The organism is Shewanella marinintestina (genome assembly GCF_023283845.1).
In the GTDB taxonomy this organism is placed as follows: domain Bacteria; phylum Pseudomonadota; class Gammaproteobacteria; order Enterobacterales; family Shewanellaceae; genus Shewanella; species Shewanella marinintestina.
In genome coordinates this window covers 1-13828 of sequence record NZ_JAKILC010000005.1, presented here as the reverse complement: position 1 = coordinate 13828, position 13828 = coordinate 1, and the positions used below count along the sequence as shown (strand labels likewise).

The following is a 13828-nucleotide window of genomic DNA, read 5'->3' as shown; positions in this document are numbered from 1 at the left end:
ACTACGGCTGTTTAACCAAGTTAAACTTCGAATATGCTTCAACTTTCGTTACCATTGGATGCTGTTCTTGTAGCTGGTAAAAGTCTTTTAACATCGTTGCGTTGAGATTTTTGCTACTGCAGTCGAGTAATTTCTTACCCCCTTGCAAACCAATAACGCGATCAAAATTCGCCAGCGCCATACTGGTATCATGCAAAACCATAATAACGCTTTCATGTGCAGCGAATACGTGCCTAAGTAATCGTTGTCCCATAATGGGGTCGACGGCAGAAAATGGCTCATCACCAATAAATAGTGACTGCTGCTGAAATAGCGCACGGCCGAGTGCAACACGCTGCCTTTGCCCACCAGATAAATTGACTACATTTTGTGTTATCGGACAATCTAATTCGAGCGTATCCATAATTGTACGAATTTGCAGTTGCGGCTTGTTGAATGGTAAAGCCAAATTGATGAGGTTATACAGCCAAGAATGTCGGTCAAGTGCGCCCATAAAAATATTATGGAACACACTTAAATTTTCGACTAAACCCTGCCTCTGTGAACAAAGCGCTGCGGTTGGTCGCAGTAACTCATAGATATGATGTACTAACGTTGATTTACCACTACCAGATGGGCCAATAATAGCCACCTTCTCCCCTGCACTAATACTTAAGCTATCGATGTTTAAAACCACATTATCATCAAAGCTAACAACAAGGTTGTTTAGCATTAACATGGGTTAATCAATCAAACCAATCGCTTTGGCGACATCTTCAATGGGCTCATAATCTTGATTATCTGCAGGAACAAATGACTGTCTCGGGAAGCTTTTTAATAAACTAGGATCGGTCATACCTATCAATGCAGATTCAACCTTTTCGGCAAAGTCAGCACCAAAGCGAGTATCTACATCGCCTCGAATCGTCCACTGGTAATCAGGGTAAGCAGGACTTTCCCAAATGACATTCACTTTATTAAGATCCACTTTACCGTTAGCGACAGCACTTTCCCACACTTTATAATTTACTGCACCAACTTGATAGACACCCGCCTGAACTTGCGCAATAGTGCGGCTGTGGTCACCAGAGTAGCCTATACGCTTAAACACATTCTTACTATTTTTGCCTAGATTACGCTCAATAAAGAACTGCGGCATTAAACGTCCTGAAGTAGAGTTTTTTGACCCAAACGTGAAGGTGTAACCATTCAGATTAGGAAAACTGTCACTAGCAACAATTTCAGCCGAAGCGTGTGCGATAAAATAGCTTTTAAAGAATTGATCTTCATAACCTTGGGCGATGGCACGAGAGTCACTTACAAGGCGTCTAGCTTGAACCCCTGATAACCCACCAAACCAAGCTAATTGCACTTGATTGTTACGAAAAGCAGTAACGGCAGCAGAATAAGATTTTACCGGAACGTATTTAACATCTACGCCCAATTGCTGTTGCAAATAAACCGCGACTTTGTCGAATCGAGTTCTCAGTTGGCGTTCATCTTCATCGGGAATAGCAGTAAATGTAAACGTCTCGGCCATAGCACTTGGGATGACAAATAACATAGCCAATACCGTCAATCGCTTAATAAGCGACATATTCTAATCCTTTAACTCGCAAAATTTTACGTAACCTTAACGAAAAAGCAGCAATAAACCCAGTGATAACCACATAAAATAACGCCTAAGCGGTAATTAGTTTGAGTTTATAGGTCAATATCACGCTCTAGTTCATAAAAACAACAGTAAAACAGCTTACTCGGCAAAGTTCAGCCATTGTTAAGTTTATAAGGCGTAAACTCTTTATTGTTAAAACACATAGTTGGCAGTTACAGTAATTCTGCGTAAACTAATCTGTATTAAATTCAAGGATATTTTGATTATGCGAATATTAGTTGTTGAAGATGATCCCATTCTATCTCATCACCTCAAAGTGCAATTGAGTGAATTAGGCAATCAGGTTCAAGTGGCATTAACAGCTAAAGAAGGATTTTACCAAGCAACCAATTACCCGATTGATGTTGCGATTGTTGATCTAGGCTTACCTGATCAAGACGGAATTAGCTTAATCCAAAGTCTCCGAGATCACGGTCTTAAAGCGCCGGTACTGATCCTTACAGCCCGGGTAAATTGGCAAGATAAGGTAGAAGGACTAAATGCCGGTGCCGATGACTATCTAGTTAAACCTTTCCAAAAAGAAGAGCTAGTCGCTCGTCTTGACGCCTTAGTGCGCCGAAGTGCTGGTTTTGTAAAACCGCAAATCACCAGCGGTCCACTTGAGATAGATCTAGCTGCTAAGCAAGTTACTCTGAATAATCAACCTATGGAAGTCACCGCGTTTGAATACTTGATATTAGAGTACCTCATGCGTCATTGCCATGAAGTCGTAGCTAAGCAGCGCCTTCTTGATGTGATATACGGTGATAAGGAAGGCGATCCTAATACCATTGAGGTGATGGTCAGCCGTTTACGCAAAAAACTCACTAAAGACGGCCTTGAAAACCCAATTGCCACTATCCGCGGCCAAGGATACAAATTCAACCTACCATGCAGTTAAGTTTTAAACCCAAGAAACGTCTGCTCACGCGGATGTTTCTCACTTCGTTATCAATCATTGCATTGGTTGGTTTTGGCCTTGCTTGGATGGTCAATATTCTTCATGCACAAAATAGTTACAATGAAGAAACAGCTCAGCTGATTGCAGAAATTCCGAAGGTCGCAGCTGAATTACGCGAACACGACCTCATTCCCGACAATAGCGATGAATGGTTAGAAGATAACAATGCAACACAACGTTACATTATTGCGAGTTGTGACAGTACATTTAACCAAGTATGGACTTCATCTTTAGCCGTTGATCGTGGTCTATTCGATACCTGTGAGCGTTTTAATGAAATTCGCAATAGCTCACCGCCCTATTATCTATCCTTAGCCGACAGTAAGGGCTACTTTGTTTACCTATTATCGCTTGATATTGCGAATAACAAATACAACCTACTCGTTCTCAAAGACGCTGAAAAACTCGAGCAAGAATATAGCAAATTTAGCCGACTCACCTATATTCGTCTGGCCTTTGTATTAGCGCTAGCTTTGGTGTTGCTGATCAGTGCAGCTTATTGGGGAATGAGACCATTAGTTCGCCTTAGAAACGAATTACAATCAGTTAATAGTGGCAAGTCAAAATCCTTGTCTGACGGCTATCCGGTAGAGTTGGAAGGCGTAACTCAAGCACTCAACCAACTACTAGTACAATCGAGTGCTCAGCAACAACGTTATCAAAATGCCATGAACGACCTTGCCCACAGTCTAAAGACTCGCTTAGCGGCAGTGCACGCAATTACCGATGATCGTACCTTAGATAAAGAAGCCTGCAGCGAAAAGATTATGGAGCAGGTGAGCCAAATGGATCAATTAGTAAAGTACCAACTTAAACGTGCCATGCTTGGTCGAAAAGGCCTAAAGCAAGAGCAAACACAGATTGCGCCTTTAGTTGATCAACTTGCACAAATGCTATTTAAGGTTTACCGCGACAAACAAGTGAAATTCGAAGCAGTGATCCCTACCGAGCATGTTTTCCCTGGAGACAAGGGAGACTTAATGGAACTCTGCGGTAACTTAATGGAAAATGCATTTAAACTATGTATAACCACAGTAAGAGTTTCGTCTTATTATAATGATGCTGGTGAGTTCGAATTGCTTGTTGAAGATGACGGACCGGGTGTTGAAGAAAGCATTCGTCAAAATATTATTCAACGTGGCGTACGAGCAGATACACAAAAGGCGGGGCAAGGAATAGGTCTTGCGGTCTGTAATGAGATAGTTATAAGCTATGGTGGACGACTCAGTATTGAAACTTCAGATCTTGAAGGAGCCTGTTTTAGGATCTCTATTCCTATCTAGCTATGTCAATACAAATAGGGCTAATGTGCATCTCAAAATACACCACTTAGCCCTTAACAAGTATCCCCGTTCATTGGCTATTTCGCAGGCTGATATAGCTGTTCAGCACGATTGAACATAATCCAAGATGTCGCGATATATTTATCATGACTCCTTGGAATGTTACCTCGATGAGAGTGGGTAAAACTTGCAGGGGCTATCACCATAGTACCTTTTTTCGGTTTTATCTTTTTATTCTGGTAATAAAACTCTGTTTCGCCCCCCTCTTCCACGTCATTAAGATAATACATATACAGCACAACTCGGTGTAATGCTTCGTTATGGCCTTGTTGTGGAAACTGCTCTGAATGCCAATGAGGATAGCCTCCTTTACCTTGCAAATACTTTTGGATATTGATATTGCCACTACGATATAGATATTTAACTATCGCTTCGGCGCGTCCCTTGCCAAATTGCTGGTAATTGTCGGGAGTCAAAGTCAAGGATTCGCCTTGTTCACCCGCAACATTAACAGCAACGGCCCCCATTAATGCCATGGCATACTTGTCAAAGTACGCTGTCGCTTGCTTAAGTGTATAACCGAGTAATTGATTTTTAAGCGCACCTAAATCTTCATGAGAATCTAGCATTAAGTCTAAACTGACCTTCTTAGTCTCATCTACCCCACCACCAGTTCGACCAGCACTCACGCCATTGTGATTTTCAAAGCGGGAAATTAATTCATCACAAAAAGCATCAGGAAGAGCATTTGGGTATATTTCTATGAAGTCCATTTGACGGTTCTCAGTTTCGCAACATGTGTAAATATTATCGTTAAGTAATTGTAAATTATATAACTTGGAGTAAAATAGCAAATAGAGAAAGTTTTAATATAATTCCCATGACAAAAAGTTGTAAAGTCGCTGTAGCCCAACTGCAAATTGGTAATTTTGTTAGATTACCTATTGCATGGAAAGACCATCCTTTCATTTTCAATAGTTTCAAAATTAAGCAACAAGCGCAGATAGAGCTAATAAAAAATCTCGGTCTCGACTTTGTATTTGTGTGTCCAGAGCGCAGTGACACTCTGCCACTAACCTCCTCGGAATCTCAGTGCCAATCAGACATTATTGATAACAACCTTGAGCAATTATCATCTGAATTAAGCCGTCAGAAAGCGAAAAGTATTGATGCGCAGCAATCATTAAGGCGTCACTTACAAAAAACTGAAAAACACTTCATTCGTAATGTTGCAATGATGCGTAACCTAATGAACAAGTTACGCAGTCGGCCTCTTGCAGCAGTCAATGAAGCCCAAGAGCTTATCCATGATATGTGTAATCAGTTGCTTACAGATGATAAATTAGTGCTGCACTTAATGGCAGATGCAAAAAGCGATGAGAGTATTTACTATCACTCGCTAAACGTTGCAGTTTTATCAATGTTAATTGCAAAAGAGCTAGAGTGGAGCAGGAAAGAGATAGAGATAGTCGGAATTGGAGCCTTGTTTCACGACATAGGAAAATTGAAAGTACCTACCCAGTTACTTCGTAAAACAGCGCCGTTAACTCAAGCAGAGCAAAACTATTTTAATCAACATCCAGCAATGGGAGCCGAGCTCATTGGCGCAGCAGAAAACTTTCCAGAACAAGCACTACCAATTATATTAAATCACCATGAGTTTTTAGATGGTAGCGGTGTGCCTAATGGATTAAAAGAGCCTCAAATAGACAAATTAAGTCAGCTAATCTGCGCTATTAATACCTACGATAATTTGTGCCATTCTGATCGCAGTAAAAAAGCTAAAACCCCTTATGCAGCGCTCGGCTTCTTGTATAAAAACTATCAAAACCAACTTAACCAACAAGTGATAAATCGCTTAGTGAAAATGCTTGGCATATATCCACCAGGCAGTATTGTTGAACTTAGCTCAGGCCAATTTGCCATGGTCATGTCTGTTAACTTAAGCAAACTGTTGCTGCCTAGAGTACTGGTATACGATCCTACAGTCCCAAAAGAGCAAGCACCTATAGTCGACTTAGCGAATGAAGGCTTAACCATTGTAAGGTGCTTGCCTATAGCTGCACTGCCATTGAAAGTCCTTAAATATCTAGATCCTAGAGATAAAGTTAGTTACTTTTTTGGCGCCGAAAAGTAAACTTTTACACCTGACAGCAAGCTTTACAATCACTGTAGACACTAAAGCCTGACATTAAGCTATAAAACTGGTTTCTTGCTGAAATCCCCCCGACTGACTAACTTTAATAGTAGGTTTTGACGTCGGAGGGAATGCTTATGACTGAACTACCAAGTTTTGATAAATTACTGTGGTTGGCACAAAATGCGCCAAAGAAGTTAGATGCTTTACAGAAAAAATTAAGTCAAGAAGCCATTGCGACAAGTAATAAGTCAAATCAAGCTAACCTCAATTCGCTATTGAATGATTTAGATAAACGCCTAGCCCTTTGTAAAAGCCCGTACCAACGCTGCCAACTTGTCAGTTGTATGATGTTTCAAAAACTAGGTGTGTTAAATAAAATCTATAGCCAACCACAGCATTTTTTGGAGCAAAAAGCCGATATTGTGGCTTTTTCAAAACAACAAAATAAAATATAGCCTTAAACGACAAGCAAGCACATATTTAAAGGGGTTAAAATATAAAAGCCCGCTAAAGCGAGCTTTTATATTATTAGGTCAAGGCTAGCTTTTATGATCCAAAGCTAGCTACCCACTTATAACCAACCTTTGCGTTTGAAGAACAAGTAGGTACCGGCTGCACTTCCAAACATCATAGCAATTGCCATTGGGTAACCAAAACGCCAGTCAAGTTCAGGCATATTTGCAAAGTTCATTCCGTAAGAGCTTGCAATTACCGTTGGTGGCAAGAAGACGACTGCCGCAACGGAGAAAATTTTGATGATCTTGTTTTGCTGTAAACCACTAAAACCCATTGCAGCGTCGAGCAAAAAATTCAACTTATCAAAAATAAACTGACTATGAGGCATTAACGATTCAATGTCAGACAACATTTCTCGTAGATCTTTAAATTCTTCATCAGATAGCTGACTACGATAATATTTCTGCATAAATCTAAGTGAGCGCTGAGTATCGAGCAGACTTAAGCGAATTTTTCCATTTGAGTCTTCCTGACGAGTGATAAGTTTAAATACATTATCTAACTCTTCGTTTTTAAAGACTTCTTCACTGATATTCTCAAGAACAGTGTAAACGTCCTCAATCAGATCTGACAGATAATCGACTTTAAGATTAAATAGTTCTAACAGCAAAGCCACCGGCGTAACAGCTTCTATCTTACCGAGTCGAAGGTAGTTACGTAGTAAACGAATAAGGCCTACGTCCTCATCACGAATCGTCAACAGAAAGTTTTTCCGCAAATTAAAAGAAACGTTAACTCCTTTTACATCTTGACCAGCTCGCTGCGGAAATAAGGAGTTAATATGCAAGCCATCATGGTTTTGATAAAAGCGAGCCGAAGCTTCAATCTCATTGATATCTTCTTCATCCGGCACGTCTTCAACAGAAAAGTGACTTAACCACTCTCTTTCTTGTTCATCAGGCTTATAAAGGTCTAACCAAATAATGCCGGGAGGGATATTGTCCTTGATGCTTAATTCAAAAATCGTAAGTTTACGATCCTCATAGGCATAGGCTGTAATCATAGCTCCTCCTTAAAAACGCATGTAGCAATTATTCTAGATATAAAACGTGCGCTATTCTAACCTATAAAGCCATGGTGCATAGATCTAACCCTAAGAAAACGTACAATTATTACTCTGTTACACTTTTAGCGACGATTATTCGCTCTTGATTGCTTAATCTGATACGAATTCCGTTAACAGTTGTTAGTTCATTGCTAGTGATATCTTTCTTTTTGACTTGATAAACCACTGACTCGTCACTCATAGGTGACACAATCGTTACACTGACAACTTTATTGCCATCACTCCAATCCCAATACCAATAGCCAGCAGTCGCAGTAAGCGACAAACTGACCAGTATATAGGCACCAATACGCAGTTTAATGTTCTTACCTAATTCTTTCGTACTTGCCCGCACACCTTTTTCTCTAGGTTTCCGGATATAAACCATCGCACCGGCGATTATCAGTAAGGTAATTAAAATTTTCGTGAGCACTTGCTTTCCCTCTGCGATGTTTACATCAATTATACCTACATATAAACAGATAAACTGCTACCCATATCCAAGCATTGTCATACGAGTTCGCAATAAAATCATCTTGCTATGCAAATTTCACATCATTCTGCTATAAAGAAGACATTAGTACATATTAGGATCCAAAATGAATCGTTATTGTCTTGCACTGTGCAGTTCAGCGTTGTTATTAACTATGCCGGCATTCGCCGATGTCGAGCTATCTATGCCATCGAACTCAGAACTTCTTGTCGTCAACGGCAATGAAGTGAGTACTCAAGATACGCTGAAATTACAAAATGGCGTTAATCAAATTGCATTTCGTTATACTGGACGCTATCAGAATCAAGGCTCGCAAACACAATTTCAGTCCGATGTGATTATTATTAAGTTTAATGAAAAAAATGCCGAACTGGCACTAACATTGCCACGTATTCGTTCTAGCAGTGCAGCAGACAAGTTTAACCAATCACCAAAAGTGATGTTAGTTGATGCCAATGATCAAAGCATCCACTTTGAACAAGGTAAGTTAATAAAAGAAGGACTACAGTTGGGTCGTGATTACGCTGAGGAAATAACAGCTTACAACCTAACAGAACAAAGTGCGTCGTTGCAGTTACAACCTGAGGGGTTCGCAGCAACTCAAATCGTAACTGCACCTATTGTAGCGTCTATAACTCAAGCTCCTCCTAAGCCAAACATGCCGCCAGTAGAAAAATCGGAACAAATCAATGTTGGTCAAATGCTCGATTTTTGGTATCAACAAGCCGATGAAGAAACCCGGGAGGCATTTAAAAAGCGTATCGAAAGCAAGTAGTACTTTAAACGCTGAGCTAGTCAGAAAAGCGTAAACCGCAGTGTTAATACTGTCGCGGTTTACGCTTTGCCATTAAAAGAAATTAACTTCATGTTTGTTTCGATAGCTCACTATTCATATAGACATGTAACGACTGAATAAGAGACTGCTTTTCAGCTGTCATTTTTTGCGGATTATAGATGGCACAGATGTGGGCGTGAATTGGCTCCTTAAGTTCAACCAACCGAATATGTTGCCAATTCTGGCGACCAAAACTTTGTGGCACAATCGCTACGCCAGCCTGACTTTCAATGACATTCATCAAGGTCATTGGCTCTACCACTTCTTGCACTATATGTGGAATAAATCCCGCTTTTACGCAGTGATTAACCACTAACTGCGATGATGCGGAGTTTTTTTGGCTCATCATGACAAATTTTTCATGACTGAGCTCAGGTAAACTCAATTGCTTTTTTTTACTCAAATCATGTTTATCTGATAGCGCTACCCACATCGACTCACAATACAAGTTACACGACTCTAATGGGTTAATGTCTAGGGTATCTGCATAGCGAACAAAACCAATATCAATCTCATTATTAAATAACGCAACCTTTTGTTTTTGAGGCGATAGCTCAATAAACTCAAAGCGAATACTTGGATAATCAGCTTTTAGCTGTTGGCAAGCATAACCAAAACCAGCCCAAAATGCTGAACTTACAATTCCTAAACGCAGGTGTCCTTGAGTCTCACGTGCATATTGGGTCACTTGATTGATTGAGCGTTCCATCACATCAAAAATTGCTTGGCATTCATCACGCAATAATTTTCCTGTTGCAGTTAACTGAATACTCCTTTGCTCGCGGTTAAATAGCTTTACTCCTAATACAGCCTCTAAATCCCGCATCTGTGCACTGAGTGGTGACTTTGAAATATGCAAGCGCTCTGCTGCCTGAGTGAGATTTTGGCTGTGGCTAGCCACATAAAAATACCTCAGCATTTTCATACTGATCCTTTCAGCCCAATAAAGGCTTTTTATGTTTAGAGGAGCAGTACTTGAGTTATTGTTCACAAATTTTAAATCCGGTTATTTATAAGTTTTATTCAGGTATTGTGCCGTCTTTAATCAAAAATATATTTTTTCGATGCTTTAATTATCGGATTTACGACAGCTTTATACATTAAACATCTATGTGCCGAAAAACAGCACATTAGAGCCATTTTTAGCGATTTTAATCAAAATCGCTAGCGAATATCGTGAGGCTAATAACAAATCCATTTAGGAATATAAAAATGTCTCTGTACGATCCAGTCCCAAACGCTGTAGCTACCATCGAAAAATGCAAGCCAGGCTTCAAACCACAAATCGCCATGATCTTAGGCTCTGGCCTAGGAGTACTTGCTGACAAATTAGAAGATAAAGTTAGCATTAGTTATGAAGAACTAGATGGCTTCCCTGTCAGCACTGTTGAAGGTCACAGCGGTGAACTTGTATTGGGTTACCTAAATGGTGTACCAGTTGCCTGTATGAAAGGCCGTGGTCACTTCTACGAACATGAAACAATGAAAGTAATGACGACACCAGTTCGTACTTTCAAAACGCTTGGTTGTGAAATGCTACTTGTCACAAACGCTGCTGGTTCACTTCGCCCTGAACGCATCGACGTTGGCTCTTTAGTCATATTCTCTGACCACATCAATACAATGCCTAGTACGCCAATGACAGGCCCAAATGACGACAAGTACGGGCCTCGCTTCTTTAGTCTGGCTAACGCTTATGATAAAGATTTGCGTGAACAAGCTGTCACTATCGCCAAAGCTGAAAAGATCAACGTTAACCAAGGTGTTTTTGTTTCTTACCCTGGCCCATGTTTCGAAACGGCGGCAGAGATCCGCATGATGCAAATCATCGGCGGCGATGTAGTGGGTATGTCTGTTGTACCTGAAGTGATCTCTGCAGCACATTGCGGTCTACCAGTACTAGCTATCTGTGCAATCACCAATATGGCTGAGGGCTTAGGTGATGTGAAACTGTCACACGAGCAAACATTAAAATGCGCCAAACTCGCTGAAAGTGATTTCCTAAAACTGATTAATGCGTTTGTTAGCAGCGTTAAAAAATAAAGGACGACAGTTATGATGTTCATGGGATTCGTTGGCATGCTAGTGCTTTTAGGCATTGGTGTTGCGTGTTCTGTAAGCCGCCGCTCGATTAAATTACGCACTGTTGGTGCGGCACTAGGTTTACAAGTATTAATCGGCGCATTTGTCTTGTATGTGCCATTAGGCCGACAAGCACTTGAGTCAATGTCACACGGTGTACACGTCGTATTAGATAGTGGTAAAGCTGGTATTCGCTTTCTGTTTGGTAACCTTGTGAACTTCTCCGTAGAAGGCATAGGTTTTGTCTTTGCATTAAACGTATTACCACTTGTTGTGTTCTTCTCTGCACTTATTGCTGTTTTATATTATCTAGGCATTATGCAGTTTATCATTCGCATCATCGGTGGCGGTATGGCCAAAGTACTTGGTACTTCGCAGCCAGAATCAATGTCAGCAGTATCAAACATCTTTGTTGGTCAAAGTGAAGCGCCACTCGTTATTAAGCCTTATATGGCAAAAATGAGTGACTCTGAATTCTTCGCGGTTATGTGTGGTGGTATGGCATCTGTTTCAGGTACTGTACTAGCTGGTTACGCGATGATGGGCGTTGATATGGAGTACTTGCTAGCCGCATCATTTATGGCAGCTCCGGGTGGCGTTCTGTTTGCAAAACTTATCTTGCCTGAAACCACAACACCTACATACAGCATGGATAGCAAAATCCAATTTGATGAAAAGCCTCCAGTAAACGTACTTGCAGCTGCAGGTGAAGGCGCCGCAAGTGGTCTTAAACTTGCTGCGGCTATTGGTGCCATGCTGATTGCTATGATTGGTCTCGTTACACTTGCCAACAATTTACTCGGTAGCCTTGGTGATGTTGTCGGCATGCAGTTATCACTAGAAGGGATCCTAGGTTGGATCTTTGCACCTCTTGCATTCTTACTGGGTGTTCCGGCTGCGGATATGGCGATTGCTGGTTCTATGATTGGTAAAAAACTAATCGTTAACGAGTTTGTTGCTTATAGCGATTTAGCCCCATACCTAAAAGAAAATGCCCAAGTTACTGCTGCGGGTCTGCAAGTACTACAAGAGAAGAGTAAAGTGATTATCAGCTTTGCACTATGTGGTTTTGCGAACCTAGCCTCAATGGGTATTTTAATCGGCGGTCTTGGTACGCTTTGCCCATCAAGAACTGATTTCATTGCAAAATATGGCCTACGCACGGTAGTAGCTGCAACCTGCTCAAACCTAATGAGCGCAGCTATTGCGGGCATATTCTTCTCGTTAGCGGCATAAATCGTTAAATGTGATGTTAATTCCGTAACAGGAAATATCAAGACGTAAAAGGGAGCCCTAGGCTCCCTTTTTAATATCGACTTATTGACTACCGTTTGATGATTTAGCTTTCACTCATAGATATTATCAATCTCTACAATTGATTTTATCAATTATACAAATTGCAATATAAGGCATAGATTAAAGTCATCTACTTTCCATTTCAGCAAGTTTGTTATGCCGTCAAATCTCACAAAAGAGTTAATACCCAATACGCCAATTGCACAAACAGCCTTAGTTGCAGAGGGCGGAGGTCAACGTGGGATTTTTACTGCAGGAATTTTGGATGCCTGGTTAGAACAGCAATTTAATCCATTTAATCTCCTGATAGGCACCTCGGCTGGTGCACAAAACCTATCGAGTTACATCACTCAACAAAAGGGGTTTGCGCATCGCTCTATCACAGAGTTTACTCGCTCAGCTAAATTCTTTAGTTTAAGCCGCCCGCTGAAGGGGCAAAGTACTGTCGATTTAGACTGGTACTTCGACCAAGTGGGTATCGAGTCTGCGGACAATTCAGCAACGCATCAACTGGATCTACAACAAGGGCTAGCACAACTAGAACATCGGCAATTACTCATTTCGACCACTAATAGCTCTAACTATCAAGCAAGTTTTTTTAACCCAAACAAGGAAAACTGGCTAACCTTATTAAAGGCCTCTAGCGCCTTACCGCTCCTTTATCGGGAGGGTGTAAAAATTAATGACGACTTTCAAGTTGATGGAGGGTTATCAGCACCACTTCCAGTTGAAGAGGCCTATAAGCGAGGTGCACGAAAAATTGTTGTTCTACGTACTCTACCAAAACAATATGCAGCACATACTCCATGGGTTAACCGGTTAAAGTCATGGGTGTGCTCCACTAAGCAATGCCCTAAAGCGCTCGATTTTTTTATTCATCACGAGTACGCCTATAGAGACGCATTACGATTTATTGACTCACCGCCAGATGACGTTGAAATTATTCAAATATTCCCACAGCAGAACTTAAAAAGTAAATTGATAGGCAGCAAAAAGCTCGCTTTACAATTCGATTACCTGCAAGGAAAGCAAGCCGGTAATGACTTTATAACACAGCATTCTGCAACGTTACTCAAACCCAGTACTATACCGCCACAGCAGCCAAGGCAGGTTTTACGATATTGTTAAACGATTAGCTCATAAACTTCGAACTATTTTGTCTAGAAGAATACACAAAGCAAGACTTTGTATCCATACAACTAAGGAATACAGAGGCTTAGTATTAAACTCTTTAAACAACAGATACAAATCAGACCTACTGTTGCTAGCAGGGATTATCCAATGTTTGTAGGTGATTACAGCGATAGCTGTGAGCTTACGAACGCGAAGCGTAGCTGGGGCGGACTATTTTTTGTAAAAGTCCTCGACGTCACGACTAGATTAATAAATATTACAAAACGAAAAAAGCCTCTGCATTGCTGCAGAGGCTTTTATCTTTATGTTGGCGGAGCGGACGGGACTCGAACCCGCGACCCCCGGCGTGACAGGCCGGTATTCTAACCAACTGAACTACCGCTCCTTTAGCAAAGTGCTTACGCATTATG

General features: G+C 40.9%; 14 protein-coding genes and 1 tRNA gene. 8 read left to right on the top strand and 7 right to left on the bottom strand.

Translation table 11 applies throughout. The features are described 5' to 3' along the window. Position 1: 1 nt before the first annotated feature. Both L2747_RS06810 and L2747_RS06805 read right to left on the bottom strand, forming a co-directional pair. Positions 2-718 carry an ATP-binding cassette domain-containing protein gene (locus tag L2747_RS06810; RefSeq protein WP_248998330.1) on the bottom strand — a complete coding sequence of 239 codons (717 nt, stop codon included), beginning with the start codon at positions 716-718 and terminating at the stop codon, positions 2-4. Between the two features lie 3 nt (positions 719-721). Beyond that, positions 722-1576, bottom strand: a complete 855-nt coding sequence (locus L2747_RS06805) for a putative selenate ABC transporter substrate-binding protein (RefSeq protein ID WP_248998329.1) — start codon at positions 1574-1576, stop codon at positions 722-724. A 283-nt stretch (positions 1577-1859) separates the two neighbouring features. On the opposite strand from L2747_RS06805, the gene L2747_RS06800 reads away from it, so the two are divergent. Then, positions 1860-2534, top strand: a complete 675-nt coding sequence (locus L2747_RS06800) for a response regulator (protein WP_248998328.1) — start codon at positions 1860-1862, stop codon at positions 2532-2534. After that, positions 2525-3877 carry an ATP-binding protein gene (locus tag L2747_RS06795; RefSeq protein ID WP_248998327.1) on the top strand — a complete coding sequence of 451 codons (1353 nt, stop codon included), beginning with the start codon at positions 2525-2527 and terminating at the stop codon, positions 3875-3877. Before L2747_RS06800 ends, L2747_RS06795 begins: the two co-directional genes overlap by 10 nt. Positions 3878-3954: 77 nt before the next feature. Here L2747_RS06795 and L2747_RS06790 read toward each other — a convergent pair whose 3' ends face one another. Further along, complete coding sequence (locus L2747_RS06790) at positions 3955-4650, bottom strand: 2OG-Fe(II) oxygenase (RefSeq protein ID WP_248998326.1); 696 nt, start codon at positions 4648-4650, stop codon at positions 3955-3957. 107 nt (positions 4651-4757) lie between these two features. Here L2747_RS06790 and L2747_RS06785 point away from each other — a divergent pair, with 107 nt between their 5' ends. Then, positions 4758-6014 (top strand): cyclic di-GMP phosphodiesterase, encoded by a 1257-nt coding sequence (locus L2747_RS06785; protein ID WP_248998325.1) that lies wholly within the window; start codon positions 4758-4760, stop codon positions 6012-6014. 137 nt (positions 6015-6151) lie between these two features. Next, the gene (locus L2747_RS06780) at positions 6152-6472 is read left to right on the top strand and encodes a DUF3135 domain-containing protein (RefSeq protein ID WP_248998324.1); all 321 of its coding nucleotides are present in this window, start codon (positions 6152-6154) and stop codon (positions 6470-6472) included. A gap of 116 nt (positions 6473-6588) precedes the next feature. Here the strand turns inward: L2747_RS06780 and corA are convergent, their stop codons facing one another. Together corA and L2747_RS06770 are read right to left on the bottom strand one after the other, a co-directional pair. Continuing rightward, on the bottom strand, positions 6589-7536 hold the full coding sequence (corA, locus tag L2747_RS06775; protein ID WP_248998323.1) for a magnesium/cobalt transporter CorA: 948 nt from the start codon (positions 7534-7536) through the stop codon (positions 6589-6591). Between the two features lie 109 nt (positions 7537-7645). Next, on the bottom strand, positions 7646-8011 hold the full coding sequence (locus L2747_RS06770) for a hypothetical protein (RefSeq protein ID WP_248998322.1): 366 nt from the start codon (positions 8009-8011) through the stop codon (positions 7646-7648). A gap of 166 nt (positions 8012-8177) precedes the next feature. On the opposite strand from L2747_RS06770, the gene L2747_RS06765 reads away from it, so the two are divergent. Then, entirely contained in the window at positions 8178-8846 is a 669-nt protein-coding gene (locus L2747_RS06765) for a YccT family protein (RefSeq protein ID WP_248998321.1), read from the top strand. A gap of 88 nt (positions 8847-8934) precedes the next feature. Here the strand turns inward: L2747_RS06765 and L2747_RS06760 are convergent, their stop codons facing one another. Further along, complete coding sequence (locus L2747_RS06760) at positions 8935-9831, bottom strand: LysR family transcriptional regulator (protein ID WP_248998320.1); 897 nt, start codon at positions 9829-9831, stop codon at positions 8935-8937. Positions 9832-10118: 287 nt separating this feature from the next. Between L2747_RS06760 and xapA the strand changes: the two genes are divergently transcribed. The 3 genes from xapA (at position 10119) to L2747_RS06745 (ending at position 13412) form a co-directional block, all read left to right on the top strand. Beyond that, positions 10119-10949, top strand: coding sequence for a xanthosine phosphorylase (gene xapA, locus L2747_RS06755; RefSeq protein WP_248998319.1), 831 nt, complete (start codon positions 10119-10121; stop codon positions 10947-10949). A gap of 12 nt (positions 10950-10961) precedes the next feature. Beyond that, the gene (locus tag L2747_RS06750) at positions 10962-12224 is read left to right on the top strand and encodes a NupC/NupG family nucleoside CNT transporter (protein ID WP_248998318.1); all 1263 of its coding nucleotides are present in this window, start codon (positions 10962-10964) and stop codon (positions 12222-12224) included. Between the two features lie 216 nt (positions 12225-12440). Beyond that, the gene (locus L2747_RS06745; RefSeq protein ID WP_248998317.1) at positions 12441-13412 is read left to right on the top strand and encodes a patatin-like phospholipase family protein; all 972 of its coding nucleotides are present in this window, start codon (positions 12441-12443) and stop codon (positions 13410-13412) included. A 314-nt stretch (positions 13413-13726) separates the two neighbouring features. Here the strand turns inward: L2747_RS06745 and L2747_RS06740 are convergent. After that, positions 13727-13803 (bottom strand) — tRNA-Asp (locus L2747_RS06740). Positions 13804-13828: the final 25 nt, after the last annotated feature.